Below are 21,758 nucleotides of genomic sequence, written 5' to 3'. Positions count from 1 at the left end.
GGAGGGTTCAGGGCCGCGATTCCGCGGCTCCGGGGCGCATGTTCCCGGAAACCCTGCCTGGAAGAATCCGTTCTGCCGGAACTTGACCCGATTGCACCCGGCCGCCGGAGGAGGCGGAGGTGTCACAGGAGGGAGAGCTGAGTGGGCCCCGGCTCGACGAGCCGGGTCTCCTGCACGGGGACGCGACGCCGCGCCGCCGCCCGGGAGGGCCCGATGCCGAACTCCTCGGCCAGCTCGTGGACCTGCCGTGTCACCCGCCGCTGGTACCACTTGGGGGCGTAGGCCCCGTCCGCGTACAGCCGCTCGTAACGCCGTACGAGATACGGGTGGTGCCGTGCCAGCCAGGCCATGAACCACTCCCGCGCCCCCGGCCGCAGATGCAGCACCAGCGGTGTCACCGAGGTGGCGCCCGCCCGCGCGATCGCCCGCACCGTGGCCCGCAGCTGGTCCGGGTGGTCGCCGAGGAAGGGGATCACCGGCGCCATCAGCACCCCGCACCCGATCCCGGCGTCGGAGAGGGCGCGTACGACATCGAGACGGCGCTCGGGGGCGGGCGTGCCCGGCTCCACGGTCCGCCACAACTCCTGGTCCACGAAGCCCACCGAGACCGAGATCCCGACGTCCGTCACCTCCGCCGCCTGTCGCAGCAGGGGCAGATCGCGCAGGATCAGCGTGCCCTTCGTCAGGATGCTGAACGGGTTCGCGTAGTCGCGCAGCGCTTCGAGGATGCCGGGCATCAGCCGGTAGCGTCCCTCGGCCCGCTGATAGCAGTCGACGTTCGTGCCCATGGCTATGTGCTCGCCGTGCCAGCGGTGCGAGGCGAGGTGGCGGCGCAGCAGCTGCGGCGCGTTCACCTTCACCACGATCTGGCTGTCGAAGCCGAGCCCGGTGTCCAGGTCGAGATAGCTGTGCGTGTTGCGGGCGAAGCAGTACACGCAGGCGTGCGTGCAGCCCCGGTACGGATTGACGGTCCACTCGAACGGCATCCGGGAGGCCCCGGGCACCCGGTTCACGATCGAGCGGGCGCGGATCTCGTGGAAGGTCACGTTTCTGAACTCAGGGGTGTCGACGGTGCGCGACACCACCGCGTCCGCCCCGAACAGGGCGGCGTCCGGGGCGCGCCCGTGGTCGTCCCGGTCGTCGGTGAGGTTCTCCCAGCGCATGACGCCTCCTCGGTAGCACTGACCCCAGAATAGAACACATGTTCCCTTGATCGTGCGAACCCCGATTTTGGCGGGTGGTGCGCGGGGTGGTTGGCTTGGCATCACTCTTGTAGGACCCGGAAGAACCAAGTGCTGGAGGAAGAGTCATGGCGCAGGTCGAGGCCACCACGGAGCGGGTCGTCGCCGCCAAGCCGGACGACGTGTTCGACGCCCTCGCCGACTACAGCGGCACCCGCCAGAAGCTGCTGCCCGAGCACTTCAGCGAGTACGAGGTGCGCGAGGGCGGCGACGGTGAGGGCACCCTCGTCCACTGGAAGCTCCAGGCCACCAGCAAGCGCATCCGTGACTGCCTGCTGGAGGTGACCGAGCCCACCGACGGCGAGCTCGTCGAGAAGGACCGCAACTCGTCGATGGTCACGACGTGGCGGGTCACCCCGGCCGGCGAGGGCCGGTCCCGTGTCGTCGTCTCGACCGTGTGGAACGGCGCGGGCGGCATCGGCGGCTTCTTCGAGAAGACCTTCGCGCCCAAGGGCCTCGGCCGGATCTACGACGTCCTGCTCGCCAATCTCGCCGCCGAGGTCGAGAAGTAGTACGCACCACGCAGCACGCACCACGCAGCACGCGCCACGTCACGGGCGCTGCGTAACACGTAGGTGGCGGTGGGCACTTGGGCACGGCCGGAGTGCTCACCGTTTCGAGTGGTTTTCGTTTCGCGCCGGTTGTACGCCGTAGGGCTCCGACCGGCGCATACGTCCGTCGAGCCCGCCTGAACAGCGATTCGTCGCGCTTGCTCCCAGTTGTCGCGTAATGCGAGAAATGGGCGCGCAAGGGTGACGAGGGGAGCTGCAGGTGGGCACGACGACGCTGGTGACCGAGACGGCCGAGGATCCGGGCGCCGTCCCTCCGCCGCCGGTGGCGGAGCTCCAACCGGCCGGTTCCGTCCCGCAGTTGCCCGACCACGGGCTGAGCCCGAGCCGGATCCGGATGGTCTTCGTCGGGCTGATGCTGGCGCTGCTGCTCGCCGCGCTCGACCAGATGATCGTCGCCACCGCGCTCCCGAAGATCGTCGGTGAGCTGCACGGCCTCGACAAGATGTCCTGGGCGATCACCGCGTATCTGCTGACCTCCACCATCGGCCTGCCGGTCTACGGCAAGCTCGGCGACCTCTTCGGCCGCAAGGGCATCTTCCAGTTCGCCATCGCCGTCTTCGTCGTCGGCTCCGCGCTCGCGGGCCGCGCCCAGACCATGGACCAGCTCATCGCCTTCCGCGCGGTCCAGGGCGTCGGCGCCGGCGGACTCATGATCGGCGTACAGGCGATCATGGGCGACATCGTGCCGCCGCGCGAACGCGGCCGCTACATGGGCCTGATCGGCGCCGCGTTCGGCCTCGCCTCGGTCGCGGGCCCGCTGCTCGGCGGCTACTTCACCGACCATCTCTCCTGGCGCTGGTGCTTCTACATCAACGTCCCCTTCGGCCTGGTCACCCTCGCCGTCACCGCCGTCGTGCTGAAACTCCCGAAGCCGACGAAGCGGGCCCGCCTCGACGTGCTCGGCGCCCTGCTGCTCGCGTCGGCCTCGACCTGCCTGGTGCTGCTGACCAGTTGGGGCGGGACCGAGTACGCGTGGAGCGACCGCGTCATCCTCGGGCTCGGCGCCGGGGCCCTCGTCTCGGTGGTGCTCTTCCTCGTCGCCGAGAAGTACGCGGCCGAACCCCTCATCCCGCTGCGGCTGTTCCGCGACCCGGTCTTCAACCTCAGCGGGTTCATCGGCATGGTCGTCGGCGTCGCGCTCTTCGGCGCGGCCAGCTATCTGCCGACCTTCCTGCAGATGGTCGACGGCGCCAGCGCCACCGAGTCCGGCCTGCTGATGCTCCCCATGATGGGCGGCGTCGTCGGCGCCTCGATCGTCTCGGGCCAGCTCATCAGCCACACCGGCCGCTACAAGATCTACCCGATCCTCGGCAGCGCCCTGTCGACCCTCGGCATGTATCTGCTGTCGCGGATCGGCATCGACACCCCGCGCCTCGAATACAGCGTCTACATGGCCGTGCTCGGCGCCGGCATCGGCCTGATCATGCCGGTCCTCGTGCTCGTCGTGCAGAACTCGGTGCGCCCCTCCGACATGGGCACGGCCACCAGCGCCAACAACTACTTCCGGCAGATCGGCGGCAGCGTCGGCGCCGCGATCTTCGGCACCCTCTTCGCGAACCGGCTCGCCGACGCGCTCGCCGACCGGCTGCCGCGCACCGGCGGCCGGCTGCCGGACCCGGACTCCATCACGCCGCAGCTCGTGCACGCGATGCCACGGGCGCTGCGCACCCCGTACATCGAGGCGTACGCCGACGCGATGCCCCGGATCTTCCTCTACTTGGTGCCGGTCCTCGTCCTGGGCCTGCTCCTCGCCTTCTTCCTCAAGGAGACCCCGCTGTTGTCCAGCACCGCCCCCTCTCCCGAGACCCCCGTCGTCCCCGCCCAGGAGCGCGCCGTGTCGTACGCCGCCGGAATCCCGGTCTGCGGAACCGTGCAGCACCCCGACGGCACCGTCGTGCCGCGGGCCGCCCTCACCCTCATCGACGTCGGCGGCACCCAGATCGGGCGCGGCGCCAGCGGCGAGGACGGACGGTACGCGCTGTCCACGCCGGGCTCCGGCTCGTACGTGCTGATCGCCGCGGCCGGCGGACACCAGCCGCAGGCCGTGACCGTCACCGTCGGCGAGCGGCCCGTCGAGCTCGACGTCGTCCTCGGCGGCGCCGGACGCCTCGCGGGATCGGTCGTCACCGCGGACGGAACTCCCGTGCGGGAAGCCACTGTCACGCTCACGAACGTGCACGGCGAGGTCGTCGCCACGACGCGCAGCGGACGCGAGGGCGGCTACGTCATCACGGAGCTGGTCGCCGGTGAGTACACCCTCGCGGCGAGCGCCCCCGCGTTCCGGCCCGCCGCGCTCCCCGTCACCGTCATGGCCTCGCGCGAGACCCGGCAGGACGTCGAGCTGGCGGGCGGAGCGGTGCTGCGCGGCACGGTGCGGGCCAGCGGCGGGCGCCCGGTGGAGGACGCCCGGGTCACGCTGCTCGACGCGGCCGGCAACGTCGTCGACACGCTGACCACCGGCGCCGACGGCACGTTCCGCTTCGTGGACCTGTCGTCGGGCGAGTACACGGTGATCGCGGCGGGCTACCCGCCGGTGGCAACGGTGTTGCAGGTGGCAGGGGGCGGCCGCACGGAGCGCGACCTCCAGTTGGGCCACGAGGACTAGCGCCCCTTGCGGGGCTCAATTCGTGGTTACCCGGCACCTGTTGACCGGCGGAGCCGTACCGTGGGGAAGAGGCCGAACGGAAGGAGCCGGCGATGCACGGCTCGGGTCAAGCCCCGCAGGGACGCGTGCCGCTGGCTGTCGTCGTCGTCGACCAGGCCGGCACCGTCTCCCACTGGAGCACCGGCGCACGCCGGCTCTTCGGCCCGCCCCGGGAGCAGGCCGTCGGCCGGCCGGTCGCCGACCTGTTGCCGGTCGGCGGCGCGCTGCGGGACGAGCCCGACCCGGCGGCGTACGGCGCGTACGACCGGATCGGCGGCGACCTGGAACGATCGCTGGGCGGCGGGAGCGCCTATCCGGCGGCGGGGCGCGCGCGGCTCGACGGGCGGGACGGCCGCATCGACGTGCTGTGGTGGGCGTACCCGCTGGTCGGGCCAGGACCCGAGCGGCTGCTCGTGCTCGCCGCCGACGCCCGTGCGCTGGCCTCGGCCGACGAGGAGGAGGGCGAGCGCATCGCCCCGGGGTTCGCGCTGCACACCGACTTCCCCGGCGCCGAGGAGCTGGCGCGCCGCCTGCCCGAGATCCTGCCCAGCATGAGCGTGGGGGAGAGCGCCCGGACCGTCTCCCAGGTGCTCGAACTCGGCTATCCCGTGCTGGAGTTCAGCCACCACGACCGGGTCCCGGTCACCGCCGACTGGGGCGTCTCGCGGCGTGCGGAGCGCAAGGCCCGGCGGGCGGAGGCGGCCCGCGCCGCCGCGTCGGGGCTGCCCGCGCCGCGGCAGCCGCTCGACGACCTCGCCGAGGACCTGGAGTACACGGCGGTCCGCGAGCGCCTGGAGTTCCTCAACGAGGTGAGCGGGCGCATCGGCTCCTCCCTCGATCTGTCGCGGACGATCGTCGAGGTCAGCAGGGCCGTCGTACCGCGCTTCACCGACGTCGCCGGGACGTATCTGCGCGAGCAGGTCGTGGCCGGTGAGGGTTTCCCCGACGGCGCGCCGGACGCCACCACCCTGTGGCACCGCGTGGCCCTGGAGCACACCGACGAACCCGGGCGCTGGGACGACGTCGTGCCGGTCGGCGAGTCCATGCCGTTCCCGGTGCACACACCGTTCTTCCAGTGCATGACCAGCGGGGAGCCGGTCCTCGTCCCGTACATCTCGCAGGAGATGGGCGATGCGATCGCCTCGCAGTTCGACAAGCGCGACATCCGGCCGCTGATCACCCACCGCTCGATGCTCGTCGTGCCGCTGAAGGCGCGCAATGTCGTGCTCGGCTTCATGATCCTGCTGCGCCACCAGGAGCGCCCCGTCTTCAACGACATGGACCGCGTCACCGGGGCCGAACTCGCCGCCCGGGCAGGCCTGGTGCTCGACAACGCGCGGATGTACACGTACCAGGAGTCCGTCGCCGAGACGCTCCAGGACAGCATGCTGCCGCACATCGAGCCGCACATGGCGGGCTGCGACATCGCCACCCGCTATCTGCCCGGCACGCTGCTCGGCCGGGTCGGCGGCGACTGGTTCGACTCCGTCAAGCTGCCCGGCGCGCGGACCGCCCTCGTCGTCGGCGACGTGATGGGGCACGGGCTCAACTCGGCGGCGATGATGGGCCAGTTGAGGACCGCCGTGCAGACCATGGCCGGGCTCGACCTGCCGCCCGCCCAACTCCTGCGCAACCTCGACGACTTGGCGCAGCGGCTCGGCGAGCACTACCTCGCCACCTGCCTGTACGCGGTCTACGACCCGATCGCGGGCGAACTGCGGCTGGCCAACGCGGGACACATACCGCCGGTGATCGTGCGCGCCGCCGACGGCCGCAGCGAACTCCTCGAACTGCCCACGGGCGCGCCGATCGGCGTCGGGGGAGTGCCCTTCGAGTCCGTGACGATCCCCGTCGCACCCGGCGACCGCCTCGTCATGTGCACCGACGGCCTGGTCGAGGTGCGCGGCGAGGACATCGGCGTGGGCCTCGCCACGCTCTGCGAGTCCGCCGCCCACCCGGCCGCCTCCATGGACGACGCCTGCGACACCATCATCCGCTCGCTCGCCACCCGCGGCGGCCGCAAGGACGACGTGGCGCTCCTCATGGTCCGCATGAGCGGCATCGAGGGCGGTGACGTCGCCCACTGGGAGCTGGCTCCCGAGCCGCGCGAGGTGCCGCGCGCCCGCGCACTCGTCCGCCGACAGCTCCTGGACTGGGGCATGGTGAGCCTGGAGTACGCAGCCGAGCTGATGGTCGGCGAACTCGTCACGAACGCCGTGCGGCACGCCCGCGGCGGCCCCGTCCAACTGCGCCTGGTGCGCTCGGGCACCCTGCTGTGCGAGGTCGAGGACACCGAGCACACGCTGCCGACGCTGCTCAGCGCGGGCCCCGGCGACGAGTTCGGGCGCGGCCTGCGCGTCGTGGCGCGGCTGGCGCGCGAGTGGGGCACGAGCCGGACGGCGACGGGAAAGACGGTCTGGTTCGAACTGACGGTGCCCCGCGTACGAGGCTGAATCGCACTCCCTGCCGAGCTTCGGTGAACATGGGCGCACGCCGCTTGTGGGGCGCACTCCGGCGCGGTAGACCGATCGGACACGTCGGCCGAGGCACCCCTGGGAGGGCCTGTGAGCGTGACCGAGCGCTACAAGGAAGCATGGGAGAGCTTCTGGCGGGACGCTCCGCAGGAGCCCGGCAGTGTCTTCTGGGACGCCGAGCCCGCTCTCACCGTCGGCCTCCATCTCGCGCTGTTCGAACCGGAGTTGACGGCGGCCGGCCTGCCCTTCGTGGACCTCGGCTGCGGCAACGGCACCCAGACCCGCTTCCTCGCCGGCCGCTGTCGCAAGGTCGTCGGCGTCGACCTGTCCGCGGCCGCCCTCGACCGGGCCCGCGACGCCGACCTCGCCGAACAGGCCGAGTACCGTCAGCTCGACGCCACCGATGCCCGCCAAGTGCGGGCGCTGCACGCGGAGTTGGGGGACGTGAACGTGTATGTGCGCGGGGTGCTGCACCAGAGCGAACCCGCGGACCGGCAGGCCATGGTCGACGAGATCGCCGTGCTGGTGGGGGAGCGGGGACGCGCCTTCGTGGTCGAGCTCTCCGAGCGGGCCCGGCCGATCCTGTTCGACCTCGCCAAGGACCCGGCGGGCCCGCCGCCCAAGCTGGCCCCCGTCCTCACCCACGGGATCGCACCCGCCGAGGTCTCCGACGCGGCCGTGCGCCGGTATGTGGCGGAGGCGGGGCTCATGGTGTTCGCGGCGGGGGAACTGCCGCTGATCACGACCGAGTACGCCTCGGACGGCACCAGGATCGAGCTGCCGTCGCACTGGCTGGTGGTCGGGCACGCGCCGGAGGGGGCGGGGGGCCCGCACGGGGAGGAGTGATCACTCAGCCAAGGCCAGGCCAAGCAAGTGTGGGAAGGCGGTGGCGATGCGCAGGCATCCGGCGGCGTCCCCTCACCTCCTGTACCGCGGGCACCGGGCGACCCGGCACGTCCTGCTCTCCTCCGGTCGGCTCACCGGCCGGGCCCGGCTCACCGACGCCCTGCTGCACCACCTCTGCGCGCCGTACGAGACCGCGCGGCCCGCCGGACTCCGGGTGGGCCGCACCGAGTTCAACGGTGGCCACGACTACGCCTGTTGGCGCGGCGCACTGATCGACGCGCCGGCCCGGATGCTGTCTGACTAGGCAGAACTGCTCCCAACGGGTACGACATTGGTCTACACCCCTGAGAGTTATCCACAGGCCTGGTCGGGCGCGGCCGGATCCGCGTACGGTGCAGGGCATGAAGATCCTCATCAGCGCCGACATGGAGGGCGCCACGGGCGTGACATGGCCCGCCGACGTCCTGCCGGGCACACCGCAGTGGGAGCGCTGCCGGTCCATGTTCACCTCGGACGTGAACGCGGCGGTGCTCGGTTTCTTCGACGGCGGCGCCGACGAGGTGCTCATCAACGAGGCGCACTGGACGATGCGCAATCTGCTCCTTGAGCGTCTCGACGAGCGCGCCGAGATGCTGACGGGCCGCCACAAGTCGCTCTCCATGGTGGAGGGCGTCCAGCACGGCGACGTCGACGGCATCGCGTTCATCGGCTACCACGCGGGCGCGGGCATGGAAGGCGTCCTCGCCCACACCTATCTGGCCAACCAGATCACCGGCGTGTGGGTCAACGACGTCCGCGCGAGCGAGGGGTTGCTGAACGCGCACGTGGTGGCCGAGTACGGCGTCCCCGTCGTGCTCGTGACCGGCGACGACCACGCCTGCGACGACGCGCTCGGGTACGCGCCGGAGGCCCGCAAGGTCGCCGTCAAGGACCACGTCTCGCGGTACGCGGCGGTGTGCCGCACCCCGGCCCGTACCGCCGCCGACATCCGGGCCGCCGCCAAGGACGCCGCCTCCCTGGCGGTGCGCCACGAGCCGGTGCGGGGCGGCCCGTTCACCGTCGAGGTCGAGTTCGACGCCGAGCACCTCGCCATGGCATCGACCGTCGTGCCCGGCGTCGCGCGGACCGGCGAGCGCCGGATCGCCTACACCCACGAAACCATGTACGAGGGCATCCGCACCTTCAAGGCGGTCACCACGATCGCCTCGGCCGCGGTGGAGGAGCAGTATGGCTGAGCAGCAGCTGATGGAGACGACGACCGTGGACCAGCAGGCCCTCGACGAGGTCGTGACCTTCACCTCCGAGCTGATCCGCATCGACACCACCAACCGCGGCGGTGGCGACTGCCAGGAGCGCCCGGCCGCCGAGTACGCGGCCGCCAGGCTCGCCGAGGCGGGCCTGGACCCGGTGATCCTGGAGCGCACCCCGGGCCGGGGCAACGTGGTGGCGAGGATCTCCGGCACCGACCCCTCCGCCGAGGCCCTCCTCGTCCACGGCCACCTGGACGTCGTGCCGGCCGAGGCCGCCGACTGGAGCGTGGACCCGTTCTCCGGCGAGATCCGCGACGGCGTCGTGTGGGGCCGCGGCGCGGTCGACATGAAGAACATGGACGCGATGATCCTCGCGACCGTGCGCCAGTGGGCCCGCGTCGGGTTCCGGCCGCGGCGCGACATCGTCATCGCCTTCACCGCCGACGAGGAGGCGAGCGCGGAGGACGGCTCCGGGTTCCTCGCCGATCAGCACGCCGAGCTGTTCGAGGGCTGTACCGAGGGCATCAGCGAGTCCGGCGCCTTCACCTTCCACGACGGCCGAGGCAAGCAGCTCTACCCGATCGCGGCGGGGGAGCGCGGCACCGGCTGGCTCAAGCTCACCGCGCGCGGCAGGGCGGGCCACGGCTCCAAGGTGAACCGGGACAACGCGGTGGCACGGCTCGCCGCCGCCGTCGCCCGGATCGGCGCGCACGAGTGGCCGCTGCGGCTCACCCCGACCGTGCGCGCGGCCCTCGCCGAGATGGCGGCCGTCTACGGCATCCCCGCCCCGGACTTCGACGCGCCGGGATTCGACGTGGACGCGCTGCTCACCGCGCTCGGCCCGGCCGCCGACCTCGTCGCGGCGACCGTGCGCAACAGCTCCAACCCGACGATGCTGTCCGCCGGTTACAAGATCAACGTGATTCCGGGCGAGGCCGTCGGACACGTCGACGGGCGCTATCTGCCCGGCACCGAGGACGAGTTCAAGGCCACGCTCGACACGCTCACCGGGCCGGACGTCGACTGGGAGTACTACCACCGTGAGGTGGCGCTCCAGGCCCCCGTCGACTCGCCGACCTTCGCGAAGATGAGAGCGGCCGTCGAGGAGTTCGCTCCGGAGGGGCACGTCGTCCCGTACTGCATGTCGGGCGGCACCGACGCCAAGCAGTTCTCCCGGCTCGGCATCACCGGCTACGGCTTCGCCCCGCTCAAGCTCCCCGAGGGCTTCGACTACCAGGCGCTTTTCCACGGCGTGGACGAGCGGGTCCCGGTCGAGGCGCTGCACTTCGGGGTGCGAGTGCTCGACCGGTTCCTGCGCACGGTCTGACGTCTCGACCCCGCACAGGAACCTCCTCACAGGAACACGGACTAGGAAAACATGGCGGACGCGAAGAACATGGGGGCCTCGGAGAACATGGGGGGCGGGGACGACATGGTGCAGACCCAGGCGTACGGCTCCTGGCCGTCGCCGATCGACGCCGCGCTGGCGGCCGCGCACGACGGACAGCCCGAGTACGTCGGCTTCGTCGGCGACGAGGCCTGGTGGACCGAGCCGCGGCCCACCGAGGGCGGCCGCCGGGCCCTGGTGCGGCGCAGGCCCGACGGCACGGAGGAGTCCGTGCTGCCCGAGCCGTGGAACGTGCGCAGCCGCGTCATCGAGTACGGCGGCCGCCCCTGGGCCGCCGCCGACCGGCCCGAGGGACCGCTGCTCGTCTTCGCGCACTTCGCCGACCAGCGTCTGTACGTGTACGAGCCCGCCGCCCCCGAGCGGGCACCGCGCCCGCTCACCCCCGTGTCCGCCGTCGGCGGCGGCCTGCGCTGGGTCGACCCGCAGCTCCACCTGGAGCGCGGCGAAGTCTGGTGCGTCCTGGAGGAGTTCACCGGGGAGGGCCCGAGCCAGGTGCGGCGGGTGATCGCTGCCGTGCCGCTCGACGGATCGGCCGCCGAGGACCGCGGCGCCGTCCGCGAACTGAGCGACGACGCCCACCGGTTCGTCACAGGACCCCGTCTCTCGCCCGACGGGCGGCGCGCCGCGTGGCTCGCCTGGGACCACCCGCGGATGCCGTGGGACGGTACGGAACTGCTGCTCGCGGAGGTCGACGAGGACGGCACGTTCGGCCGGCCGCAGCCCGTCGCGGGCGGGACCGAGGAGTCCGTCTGCCAGGTGGAATGGGCGTCCGACGGCACACTGCTGTTCGCCGGCGACCGCAGCGGCTGGTGGAACCTGTACCGGCTGGACGTGCGCGGCGGGTGGGAGGTCCCGCCCGCCGAGGGCGGGGCGGCGGACGGCACGGACGTCCGGGTGGCCACCGCCCTGTCCGTGCCCACCACCCCGCAGGGCCCCTTCGCCGTGCCGACGCTCGCCGAGCCCCGGCCGCTGTGCCCCCGCGAGGAGGAGTTCGGCGGGCCGCTGTGGAAGATCGGGCTCACCTGGTTCCAGCCCCTCGACGGCGGCCTGATCGCCGTCGTGCACGGCGCGGGCGCCACCTGCCTCGGCATCCTCGACCCGGAGACCGGCGAGGTCGTCGACACCGCAGGGCCCTGGACCGCCTGGTCGGGGACGCTCGCCGTGCACGGCACCCGTGTCGTCGGCGTCGCCGCCAGCCCGCGCACCGGGCACGAGGTCGTCGAGCTGGACACCAGCACCGGACGCACCCGCGTGATCGGCTCCGCGCACACCGACCCCGTCGACCCGGTGTACTACCCCGAGCCGCAGATCCGCACCTTCGAAGGCCCCGAAGGACGGGACATCCACGCCCACATCTACCCGCCGCACCACCCCACCCACCGGGCGCCCGACGACGAACTCCCGCCGTACGTCGTGTGGGCGCACGGCGGCCCCACCAGCCACGTGCCGCTCGTGCTCGACCTGGAGATCGCCTACTTCACCTCGCGCGGCATCGGCGTCGCCGAGGTCAACTACGGCGGCTCGACGGGGTACGGGCGGGAGTACCGCAACCGGCTGCGCGAGCAGTGGGGCGTGGTGGACGTCGAGGACTGCGCGGCCGTCGCCCTCGCCCTCGCCGCCGAGGGCACCGCCGACGGGGCCCGGCTCGCCATCCGCGGCGGCAGCGCGGGCGGCTGGACCAGCGCGGCCTCGCTGACCAGCACCGACGTCTACGCCTGCGGCACCATCATCTATCCGATCCTGGACCTCACCGGCTGGGCCGAGGGCGAGACCCACGACTTCGAGTCCCAGTACCTGGAGTCCCTGGTCGGCCCGCTCGCCGAGGTGCCCGCGCGGTACGCGGAGCGCTCACCGTCCGAGCACGCCGACCGCCTCACCGCCCCCTTCCTGCTGCTCCAGGGGCTCGACGACGTGATCTGCCCGCCCGTCCAGTGCGAGCGGTTCCTGGCCCGCATGGAGAGCGAGGGGCGACGCGTCCCGCACGCGTACATCACCTTCGAGGGGGAGGGGCACGGGTTCCGGCGCGCCGACACCATGATCCGCGCCCTGGAGGCCGAACTCTCCCTGTACGCGCAGGTGTTCGGCCTGCATCCCACCGGCATCCCGGCCCTGGAGCTCGACAAGTGACAGAGTCCCTGATCCGGCCGGAGCGGCTCGCCCCGGGCGCGCGCGTCGCCGTCGTCGCGCCCAGCGGGCCCGTCCCCGAGGAGCGGCTCCAGGCCGGCCTGGACATCCTGCGCGGCTGGGACCTGGAGCCGGTCGTGGCGCCCCATGTGCTGGACGTGCACGGGGAGTTCGGCTACCTGGCGGGGGCCGACGCCGACCGCGCCGCCGACCTCCAGCGGGCCTGGTGCGATCCGGACGTGGCCGCCGTGCTCTGCGCGCGCGGCGGGTACGGCGCCCAGCGGATGGTCGACCTGCTCGACTGGACGGCGATGCGGGCCGCGCGGCCCAAGGTGTTCGTGGGGTACAGCGACATCACCGCGCTGCACGAGGCGTTCGCGGTCCGGCTCGGGGTGAGCACGCTGCACGGGCCGATGGTCGCGGCCGCCGATTTCCTCAAGAACGCGCGTGCGCAGGGGCACTTGAGGGCGACGCTCTTCGAACCGGAGACGGTGCGCACCATCGCCGCGCCGGGCGGCGGCCGCGTTCTCGTGCCCGGCGTCGCCCGTGGGGTCACGCTCGGCGGGTGTCTGTCGCTGCTCGCCGCGGATCTGGGGACGCCGTTCGCGCGGCGCTCCGCGCGGGGCGGGCTGCTGTGCCTGGAGGACGTCGGCGAGGAGACGTACCGCCTCGACCGGTATCTGACGCAACTGCTGCGCGGCGGCTGGTTCGAGGGTGTCGCGGGCGTTCTGCTCGGCTCCTGGGCGGAGTGCGACGACCCCGACCTCGGGGCGCTGCTGGCGGACCGGCTCGGCGGGCTCGGCGTGCCGGTGGTGGACGACTTCGGGTTCGGGCACGGTGAGGGGGCGTTGACCTTGCCGCTCGGAGTGGCCGGTCGACTGGACGCGGGGGCCGGTGTGCTGACCTTGGACGAGCCGGCGTTGAGCTGAGCGCGTCGGTCTCGCGTCTGCCGGGTCGGGGTGTGTCGCCGGGTGCGGGTGGTGTGTGGCCGGTCGCGCAGTTCCCCGCGCCCCCGAAGGCATGCGCTGCGCGCAGCCTTCCCCTGGGGCCGGCGCACGAACGGCGCACCTTCAGGGGCGCGGGGAACTGCGCGACCGGCCCCACGCACCCGCACCCGCACCCGCACCCGCACCCGCACCCGCACCCGCACCCGCACCCGCACCCGCACCCGCACCCGCACCCGCACCCGCACCCGCACTCGCGCTCGCACCCCCTTCACAGAAAAACACCCCGCACGCCCATTGACCCTCAACTGACACGCGTCACACCATGGCTCCGCGCGCAAACTTACTGGTCGGTAAAACGTTGCCGTGGAGGCCGTCACCGTGCACAGATCCCGAGCCGCCGCCCTGCTGACCGCCGCCATCGCCACCGCGGCGATGGCGGCGGGCACCGCACCCGCCCACGCCACGACCCCGACGGACGGTCAGTACACCGTCACGGCGCTGAAGTTCACCGTCGACACAGGGGACCGCACCTGCACGGTGGACGCCGACCTCTACCGCCCGGCCGGGGCCGACGCGCAGCACCCCGCCCCGGCCGTGCTGACCACCAACGGCTTCGGCGGGAACAAGTCCGACAGCACCGGCGCCACCGCCAAGGCCTTCGCCCAGCGCGGATACGTCGGACTCGCCTACTCCGGGCTCGGGTTCGGCAAGTCGGGATGCCTGATCTCCCTCGACGACCCGCGCATCGACGGCAGGGCGGCCTCCGCCCTCGTCGACTTCCTGGCCGGCACGCGCGCCGCCGACGACGGCACCACCGTCGACTACGTGACGACCGACAAGAAGGGCGATCCGCGGGTCGGCATGATCGGCGGGTCCTACGGCGGCGCCATCCAACTGGCGACGGCCTCCGTCGACCACCGCGTCGACGCGCTCGTCCCGATGATCACCTGGAACGACCTCGCCTACTCCCTCGACCCGCAGAACGCCGCCGACCGCTCCGTCCCCGGCGTCTTCAAGTGGCAGTGGACCAACGGGTTCTACCTGATCGGCGAGGGACAGCCGCTGCTGTCGCCGTCCCTCGACCCGTCCCGCATCAACAAGCTGACCTGCCTGCACTTCGTCGACGACGCCTGCGAGACCATCCGCACCCTCAACTCCGGCAGCTACCCCGCCGACAAGACCGCCGCCCTGCTCTCCTACGCGCGCAGCGTCTCCCCGGTCTCGTACCTGAAGACGGTGAAGGCCCCGACCCTGCTGGTCCAGGGGCAGACGGACAGCCTGTTCAATCTGAACGAGTCCACCGCCACCTACGACACCCTGCGCGCTCAGGGCACGACGGCGAAGATGATCTGGCAGTCGTGGGGGCACAGCGGCGGCATCACCGACCCGGCCAGCGGTGAACTCAACCTCTCCCAGGGCAACTTGGAGACCAGCTACACCGGACGCCGGATCCTCGCCTGGTTCGACCGGTATCTGCGGCACCACAAGAGCGTCGACACCGGACCCGCCTTCGCCTACTACCGCGACTGGGTCGGCGACCCCGACGGGACCTACGCCACCGCCTCCGGCGTCCCCGCCCTGACGCGCACGTTCTACCTCTCCGGCGACGGGAAGCTCGTCGACCACCGCAAGAAGGTCGCCCGCGGCAGCCGCGAGTACCGCAACTGGCTCGTGCCCACCAGCCACTCCGAGTCCTCCCTGGCCGGCACCATCGGCCTGCCCGACCCGGCCCCGTACGACATCAAGGGCACCTACCTCGACTGGACCACCGACCCGCTCACCGGGACCACCGACGTGGTCGGCTCCCCGCGGGCCACCCTCAAGGTGATCTCGCCGAAGACCGAGCGCGTGCAGAACTCGGGCGACGCCGCCGACAAGCTCGTCCTGTTCGCCAAGATCTACGACGTCGCGCCCGACGGGTCCAAGACGCTGGTGCACCGGCTGGTCGCCCCGGTCCGGGTGCCCGACGTCACCCGGCCCTTCACCGTCACGCTCCCCGGCATCGTGCACCGCTACGAGAAGGGGCACCGCATCCGGTTCGTGATCGCGGCGAGCGACGACGCGTACGGCGGCAACAAGGGCATCAAGCCCGTCACCGTCACCAGCGCGCCCGGCGACACGGGAACGGTGCGGCTGCCCGTCGTGAAGTAGCGCTCCGTGACGGTCCGTCCCGGTCCGTCACCCGTACGGGCCCTCGGCCGGTGCGAGATCGCCGCCTCCCCGCACATGCTGGGCGGGGAGGCGGCGACGGCCTCCGGGGGTACGACGGAAGGGTCCATCGATGAGTCCGAAGGACACGGCGAGCACCGCGAAGAGCGGGGGCTCCAGTGCGTTCACGCCGGCCAGGATCGCGGTCCTGGCCCTCTTCGTCCTCCTGTTGATCTTCATCTTCGAGAACACCCGGCAGGTGAAGATCCGCCTGCTGATTCCCGAGGTGTCCATGCCGTTGTACGTGGCCCTGCTGCTCACCGCGGCGATCGGCGCCATCTGCGGCGGCTACTTCGTGGCCAGGAGGCGCAAGTGACGGCACGAGCCGTGCGACGACGCGTGATGACCGTGACCGCGGGGGCCGCCCTGGCCCTCACCGTCTCGGCGGGGGCCGCGGTCGCGGCCGACGCCCCGTCGATGCCCGAGCTGCGCGGCCGCGGCCTGATGCACGTCTTCTCGACGGTCGACTACCGCACCAGGGTCGAGGTCAAGGACATCAGCGGTCAGCACCGGCATGTGCTGTGGCCGCTGAGCTGGAAGGTCTGCACCCAGTACCCGGCCGTCGGCCAGGCGATCGGCGACGAGGGTGTGCGCGTCGGCGTCGTCAAGAACGGCGAGACGTGCCCGAAGGCGGCCGCCGGCTGACCCGTCTCGTAGGGTGACCCGATGGTCGACTACGTTGCCGAGGGACCCCGCGTGGGTATCCGCCCGTACCAGCTCTCCGACGCCGACGAGTTCACGGCGCGCTCGCGCGAGAGCCGGGAGCTGCACCGGCCCTGGCTCTTCCCGCCCGACCGCGCCGACGCGTACACGCAGTACGCGGCCCGGCTGATCGAGGACCCGACCAAGCACGGCTTCCTGGTGTGCGAGCGGGACAGTGGCGCCCTCGCCGGATTCATCAACATCAACAACGTGGTGCAGGGCGGCTTCCGCTGCGGCGCCCTCGGCTACGGCGCCTTCGCGCACGCCGCCGGGCGCGGCCTGATGTCCGAGGGGCTCGGCCTCGTGATCCGGTACGCGTTCGGACCCCTCGGACTGCACCGGCTGGAGATCAACGCGCAGCCGAAGAACACCGCGTCGATCGCGCTGGCCCGCCGCGCCGGATTCCGGCTCGAAGGGTTCTCGCCGGACTTCCTCTTCATCGACGGTGCCTGGCGCGATCACGAGCGCTGGGCGCTCACCGCGGAGATGGTCAGCCCCGCGACTTCCGGTTGATCTTCATGGTGTCCATGTCGGTCACCGTCGAGCGCAGCCCGGTGTGCCCGTAGCCGCGCTCCTTCAGATACGCCTCGGCCCGCTCCTCGGCCAGCGCGCCCGCCATCTCGTCACCGTCGTCGGGGTCGGACGCGACGACGTACCGCATCGAGAAGTGCTTGAGCGTGCGGTCGTACGCGAGGGAGCCCTCGGGCCCGAAATGCATGCCCGCGATGCCCTCGTGCTCGGCGACCTCGGCGAGCAGCCGCTGCCGGGTCTCCTCGGCGAGGGCGTCGAAGGTGCCGCGGACGATCACGCGGTAGGTGTGGCTCTCGGCCATGCTGGGGCTCGCTCCTCGTGCGTACTGCCTGTGGAAAGGGTCAGAGTACGTCGAAGAGGAGGGACCGCATACGGAATATCGTCGCCCTCGACGCCCCTTGCGACCTGGGCCTTCGCCCGCCGCCCCCTGGCACCGTGCCCGGCTGCTGCAAGCTGGCCCGCGCGCTGCGCGAGAACGGGATCGTGCGCGGACTCCGCGCCGTCGAGGGCGGAGTCGTCGTCCCGCCCCGCCACGCCCGGGGCGACCGGCACCGCCGCGCTCGCCGCGTACACCGTGAAGCTCGCCGACCGTATCGAACGGCACGTGCGGGCGGGGGAGTTCGCGCTGGTGCTGGGCGGTGGCTGCTCCGTCCAGCTCGGCGCCGCGCTCGCGCTGCGCCGCGCCGGGCGGTACGGTCTCGCCGCCGTAGGGGGTACCTCCCACGCCCTTCAGGCAGTGGGGGAGCGTCCGCCGACTTCCGGCACCCGGGGAACTCGGACCGGGTCGGCGCCGCGGGCGGCGAGGAGCCGGCGGGTTCCGGGTGCCTCTTCTCGATCCCGACGGGACGGCGGGCGCCCTGCTGACCGATCTGATCGTGGCGGCCTTTGCGCAATCCTGACCGGGGAGGCCCCTGGCCAGCTCGCCGATGACCATGTTCCATGGTCATCGGGGCGGGCGGCGCCCCCTGGCGACGGGAGGCTCCCCCATGACCGAGATCCGCCGTGAGGTGCTGACCCTGCCGGGCGCTCCGGTGGGCCCCGCGAACCCGCTGCCGCCGCTGCGGCCCCTCGACGAGGTGCACGAGCTCGACGAGCAGACCCGCAAGGGCCTGCCGCTCGACATGGCCCGTCAGGTCGGCTACCGGCCACTGCGCAGCGTGCTGCCCGAGCGGATCCTCGACGGGTACGGGCGGGCCCGGGAGCCGGTCGACCTCGACGCCCTCGTCATCGAGAACGAACGACTCCGGGTGACCGTGCTGCCCGGCCTCGGCGGCCGGATCGCCTCGCTCTTCCACAAGCCGAGCGAGCGCGAACTCCTGTACCGCAACCCGGTGTTCCAGCCCGCGAACTTCGCGCTGAACGGCGCCTGGTTCTCCGGCGGCATCGAATGGAACATCGGCGCCACCGGCCACACCACCCTGTCCTGCGCGCCCGTGCACGCCGCCCGCGTCCCCGCCCCCGACGGGGGCGAGATGCTGCGCCTGTGGGAGTGGGAGCGGCTGCGCGACCTGCCGTTCCAGGTCGACCTGTGGCTGCCCGAGGAGTCCGACTTCCTGTACGTGGGTGTGCGGATACGCAACCCGCACGAGAAGCCCGCGCCCGTCTACTGGTGGTCGAACATCGCCGTCCCCGAGGACCGGCGGGTGATCGCCCCCGCCGACGAGGCCTGGCACTTCGGGTACGAGCGCACCCTGCGCACCGTGCCGGTGCCCGAGCACGAGGGCGCGGACCGCACCTACCCGCTGGGGAGCACCTTCCCCGCCGACTACTTCTACGAGGTCCCCGACGCGCGGCGCCGCTGGATCGCGGCCCTCGACGACGCCGGGCACGGGCTCGTGCAGACCTCCACCGACCTGCTGCGCGGCCGCAAGCTGTTCGTGTGGGGCAGCGGACCGGGCGGACGGCGCTGGCAGGAGTGGCTGACCGAGCCGGGCACCGGCGGGTACGCGGAGATCCAGGCCGGGCTCGCCCGCACCCAGCTGGAACACGTACGCCTCGAAGCGGAGGGCGAGTTCAGCTGGCTGGAGGCGTACGGGCCGCTCGCCGCATCCGCGGAAACGGTTCACTCGACTCACTCGGCGGGAGCCTGGGCCGCCGTCACCGGCGAGGTCGAGCGCCGCCTCCAGGAAGCCCTGCCACGGGCCGACGTCGACGCCGCGTACGAGGTCTGGCGCCGGGAGTGCGCCGACACCGAACCCGGCGAGCGGCTGGCCGTCGGATCCGGCTGGGGCGCGCTCGAACTGCTACGCACCGGAGGCAAGTTGGCGGGCACACCCTTCGACGAGTCGACGCTCGGCGAGGAGCAGGCGCCTTGGCGCGAACTCCTGGACAGCGGCGCCTTCCCCGAGCCGCGCAGGGTCGGCCCGCCCGGACCGAGCCTCACCGCCCCCGCCTGGCGCGACATGCTGGAGACGGCACCGGCCCGCCCGCTGTCCGAGTACCACCTCGGCGTCGCCCAGTGGCACGCCGGAGACCGGGCGCAAGCCGTGCGCAGCTGGGAGCGGGGCCTCGAACTCGCCCCGTCCGTCTGGCCGTTGCTGCGCTGCCTGGCCGTGGCGGACGCGGCGGACCACCACCCCGAGCGCGCCGCCGACCGGTACGCGGCCGCCTTCGACGACCTGTGCGAGGAGCGCCGGGACGACGGGGAGATCTGGGTCGCCGCCACCGCCGCCCTGGGCCGGGAGGCGATCGCCGCGCTGCTCGCGGTGGGGCGCGTCCAGGCGGCCCGATCGGTGTGGGACCGGCTGCACCCGGCCACCAGGGAACGCGGCAGGTTCCGCCTGATCGAGGCCCAACTTCGCTACGCCGAGGGCGACATGGCGGGGGCGCGGGCCGTGTACGACGCCGGGTTCGAGGTCGCCGACCTGCGCGAGGGCGCCGAGGTCATCAGCGACCTGTGGGCCGCGATCGCGCCGGACGAGCCGCTGCCCGCCCGCCACGACTTCCGGATGCGGCCGCCGGGCCGAGATATCTGTGTCTGAACCCCCGGTTGCGCCCCGACGCCCGCTGCGCCCGCCCTTCGGGCGGACGACAGGGGTTCAGACGCGGGTTCTCAGCGCCAGGACGACGCGGCGGGTCCCGCCGCCTCGTCCTCGTCGCCGAACAGCGACTTGACCGCCACCGCACGGCTGTCCCGCACGTGCAGCAGGGTGCTCGCCGCCGCCGACTCCACGTCGCCCGCGGCGATGTGCCGGAACATGTCCGCGTGCTGGGCCCGCATGTGTGCGGGCTCCGCACGCATGCCGAACAGGAGCTGCAACTGCCCGCTCAGCTGCTCCATCGTGCGCGACAGCAGCGGATTGCCGGCCAGTGCCACGACCTCCTCGTGGAACGCCGTGTGCGCGGCCACCTCGTGGGCCGCCTCGTCGTCGGCGGCCGCCCGCTCGGCCCGCTCCAGACAGGCGCGCAGCGCGTCGAGCCCCGGCGGCCGCGCGGGCGCCGCGTCCGTCACCGCGCGGGCCGCGAGCCGCGACGCCTGCACGGCGAGGGGTTCCCACACCTCGTACAGCTGCCGTACGTCGTCCCGCTCCAGGTTCCGCACCCGGACCCCGCTGTGCGGCAGCAGTTCGAGCAGACCCTCGGCGACCAGCGCCCGCAGCGCCTCACGCACCGGGATCCGGGACATCTCCAGCTCCTGGGCGACTTCGCGCTCCACGAGCCGCGCGCCCATCGGATAGCGGCGGTCGACGATGCGCTGCCGCAGCGCCTCGCGCGCCTGTGCGCTCAGGGACGGCCGTGCCGTCCGTCCCTCGGCCGTGCCGTTGCCGCTCGCCGTCACCTGCACCGTCCTCACCCGTCGCGCTCCGGGTGAGGATACGTCGGACGGGCGGCCCTCTCACTCCGCGGCGGGCGCCTGCCGGTCCACGTACTCGAAGACGGAGCCGTCGGGGTGCAGCGCGATCAGGTTCCGCCCCGCGGGGGTCGGGACCGGGCCCGCCAGGACCTTCGCGCCGGCAGCGGTGAGCAGCGCGTGCGCCTCCTCGACGTCCGGCACGGCGATGGTGGCGGACACCTTGCGCAGCACCTCCAGCTCCGCGGCGGGGCCGCTCATGAGCAGGAAGCAGCCGACGGCGGCCACCGACACCCCGCCGCGCTCGAAGCGCAGCGCTCTGCTGCCCGTGAGGTGCTCGTAGAACGTGACGGAGGACTCCAGGTCCTCGACGCAGATGCGCAGCGTGGTGCCAAGGATCTCCATGACGCGGCCCGTGCCACCTTCCTGACCGGCTCTCTCGGGCTTTCACGATTTCATGATTGCGGCCGCCGCCGCTACCGACTCCCGCTGCCGGATGCCTCCTTGACCGACGCGCTCACTCCTGCCGTACGGGCAGCAGTCCGCGTTCGCCGAAGACCTTCTTGGCGACGAAGGTGGCGTTCAGGGCACGCGGGAAACCGGCGTACCCGGCCGCGTGCAGCAGCGACTCGACGATCTCCTCGGGGGTGAGGCCGACGTTGAGCGCGGTGTGGACGTGCACTTCCAGCTGTGCCTCGCAGCCGCCCAGGGCGGTCAGGATGCCCAGGGTGACGAGCTGGCGGTCGCGCGGCGGCAGCGCGGGGCGGCTGTAGATCTCGCCGAAGCCCCACGCGACGATCTGGTGCGCGAGCTCGGGGTTCACGTCGGCGAGGGAGTCGAGCACCCGGCTGCTGCTGTCGCCGTTGACCCGGTTCAGGGTCTCCAGGCCGCGCTCGAAGCGCTCCTGCCGGGTCAGCGCGGCCGGCTCGGGTTCGGGGGTCTCGGTGCTCACGGGGCCTCTTCCATGGGGGTAGGGGGCGGTTCCGTGCCGTTACGAGGTGCGCGGGCAGGGTACCCGCGC

19 protein-coding genes and 1 pseudogene are annotated in these 21,758 nt (G+C 72.5%); 15 read left to right on the top strand and 5 right to left on the bottom strand.

What is annotated here, in order from left to right; translation table 11 throughout:
* Positions 1-122: 122 nt before the first annotated feature.
* Positions 123-1,163 (bottom strand): Rv2578c family radical SAM protein, encoded by a 1,041-nt coding sequence (locus tag J3486_RS07630; RefSeq protein WP_207819350.1) that lies wholly within the window; start codon positions 1,161-1,163, stop codon positions 123-125.
* Positions 1,164-1,309: 146 nt separating this feature from the next.
* Between J3486_RS07630 and J3486_RS07625 the strand changes: the two genes are divergently transcribed.
* The 13 genes from J3486_RS07625 (at position 1,310) to J3486_RS07565 (ending at position 16,929) form a co-directional block, all read left to right on the top strand.
* Positions 1,310-1,753, top strand: coding sequence for an SRPBCC family protein (locus J3486_RS07625; RefSeq protein WP_207819349.1), 444 nt, complete (start codon positions 1,310-1,312; stop codon positions 1,751-1,753).
* Between the two features lie 259 nt (positions 1,754-2,012).
* On the top strand, positions 2,013-4,418 hold the full coding sequence (locus J3486_RS07620) for an MFS transporter (RefSeq protein ID WP_207819347.1): 2,406 nt from the start codon (positions 2,013-2,015) through the stop codon (positions 4,416-4,418).
* A gap of 92 nt (positions 4,419-4,510) precedes the next feature.
* Positions 4,511-6,910 (top strand): SpoIIE family protein phosphatase, encoded by a 2,400-nt coding sequence (locus J3486_RS07615; protein WP_207819346.1) that lies wholly within the window; start codon positions 4,511-4,513, stop codon positions 6,908-6,910.
* Between the two features lie 111 nt (positions 6,911-7,021).
* Positions 7,022-7,777, top strand: a complete 756-nt coding sequence (locus tag J3486_RS07610) for a class I SAM-dependent methyltransferase (RefSeq protein WP_207819345.1) — start codon at positions 7,022-7,024, stop codon at positions 7,775-7,777.
* A gap of 46 nt (positions 7,778-7,823) precedes the next feature.
* On the top strand, positions 7,824-8,081 hold the full coding sequence (locus tag J3486_RS07605; RefSeq protein WP_207819344.1) for a hypothetical protein: 258 nt from the start codon (positions 7,824-7,826) through the stop codon (positions 8,079-8,081).
* A gap of 97 nt (positions 8,082-8,178) precedes the next feature.
* The gene (locus J3486_RS07600) at positions 8,179-9,012 is read left to right on the top strand and encodes a M55 family metallopeptidase (RefSeq protein WP_207819343.1); all 834 of its coding nucleotides are present in this window, start codon (positions 8,179-8,181) and stop codon (positions 9,010-9,012) included.
* Positions 9,005-10,354 carry a M20/M25/M40 family metallo-hydrolase gene (locus J3486_RS07595; protein ID WP_207819342.1) on the top strand — a complete coding sequence of 450 codons (1,350 nt, stop codon included), beginning with the start codon at positions 9,005-9,007 and terminating at the stop codon, positions 10,352-10,354. The genes J3486_RS07600 and J3486_RS07595 overlap by 8 nt, the downstream gene beginning before the upstream one ends.
* 51 nt (positions 10,355-10,405) lie before the next feature.
* Positions 10,406-12,562 (top strand): LpqB family beta-propeller domain-containing protein, encoded by a 2,157-nt coding sequence (locus J3486_RS07590; RefSeq protein WP_207819341.1) that lies wholly within the window; start codon positions 10,406-10,408, stop codon positions 12,560-12,562.
* Positions 12,559-13,488 (top strand): LD-carboxypeptidase, encoded by a 930-nt coding sequence (locus tag J3486_RS07585; protein ID WP_207819340.1) that lies wholly within the window; start codon positions 12,559-12,561, stop codon positions 13,486-13,488. The genes J3486_RS07590 and J3486_RS07585 overlap by 4 nt, the downstream gene beginning before the upstream one ends.
* A gap of 450 nt (positions 13,489-13,938) precedes the next feature.
* Positions 13,939-15,657 (top strand): CocE/NonD family hydrolase, encoded by a 1,719-nt coding sequence (locus tag J3486_RS07580; RefSeq protein ID WP_229377738.1) that lies wholly within the window; start codon positions 13,939-13,941, stop codon positions 15,655-15,657.
* A 130-nt stretch (positions 15,658-15,787) separates the two neighbouring features.
* The gene (locus J3486_RS07575) at positions 15,788-16,030 is read left to right on the top strand and encodes a LapA family protein (protein WP_207819338.1); all 243 of its coding nucleotides are present in this window, start codon (positions 15,788-15,790) and stop codon (positions 16,028-16,030) included.
* A complete protein-coding gene (locus J3486_RS07570) occupies positions 16,027-16,359 on the top strand; it encodes a hypothetical protein (protein ID WP_307804723.1) in 333 nt (110 codons plus the stop codon). Before J3486_RS07575 ends, J3486_RS07570 begins: the two co-directional genes overlap by 4 nt.
* Before the next feature lie 21 nt (positions 16,360-16,380).
* Positions 16,381-16,929 (top strand): GNAT family N-acetyltransferase, encoded by a 549-nt coding sequence (locus tag J3486_RS07565; RefSeq protein WP_207819336.1) that lies wholly within the window; start codon positions 16,381-16,383, stop codon positions 16,927-16,929.
* Here J3486_RS07565 and J3486_RS07560 read toward each other — a convergent pair.
* Positions 16,907-17,248, bottom strand: coding sequence for a DUF6204 family protein (locus J3486_RS07560; RefSeq protein WP_207819334.1), 342 nt, complete (start codon positions 17,246-17,248; stop codon positions 16,907-16,909). The genes J3486_RS07565 and J3486_RS07560 overlap by 23 nt on opposite strands.
* A 68-nt stretch (positions 17,249-17,316) precedes the next feature.
* Here J3486_RS07560 and J3486_RS43935 point away from each other — a divergent pair.
* A pseudogene (locus J3486_RS43935) lies at positions 17,317-17,760 on the top strand (arginase family protein); the annotation flags it as partial.
* Positions 17,761-17,933: 173 nt separating this feature from the next.
* Positions 17,934-19,928: a DUF5107 domain-containing protein gene (locus J3486_RS07555; protein WP_207819333.1), complete on the top strand. Its 1,995-nt coding sequence runs from the start codon at positions 17,934-17,936 to the stop codon at positions 19,926-19,928.
* A gap of 71 nt (positions 19,929-19,999) precedes the next feature.
* Here the strand turns inward: J3486_RS07555 and J3486_RS07550 are convergent, their stop codons facing one another.
* From J3486_RS07550 to J3486_RS07540, 3 genes are all read right to left on the bottom strand, one after another.
* Entirely contained in the window at positions 20,000-20,731 is a 732-nt protein-coding gene (locus J3486_RS07550; protein ID WP_307804751.1) for a GntR family transcriptional regulator, read from the bottom strand.
* Between the two features lie 51 nt (positions 20,732-20,782).
* Positions 20,783-21,142 (bottom strand): VOC family protein, encoded by a 360-nt coding sequence (locus J3486_RS07545; protein WP_207819331.1) that lies wholly within the window; start codon positions 21,140-21,142, stop codon positions 20,783-20,785.
* A 112-nt stretch (positions 21,143-21,254) separates the two neighbouring features.
* Positions 21,255-21,689, bottom strand: coding sequence for a carboxymuconolactone decarboxylase family protein (locus tag J3486_RS07540; RefSeq protein WP_207819330.1), 435 nt, complete (start codon positions 21,687-21,689; stop codon positions 21,255-21,257).
* Positions 21,690-21,758: the final 69 nt, after the last annotated feature.

The organism is Streptomyces sp. VRA16 Mangrove soil, from assembly GCF_017377775.1.
In the GTDB taxonomy this organism is placed as follows: domain Bacteria; phylum Actinomycetota; class Actinomycetes; order Streptomycetales; family Streptomycetaceae; genus Streptomyces.
Note: the sequence above shows the minus strand (reverse complement) of the source record. Positions and strands in the feature narration are given on the sequence as shown.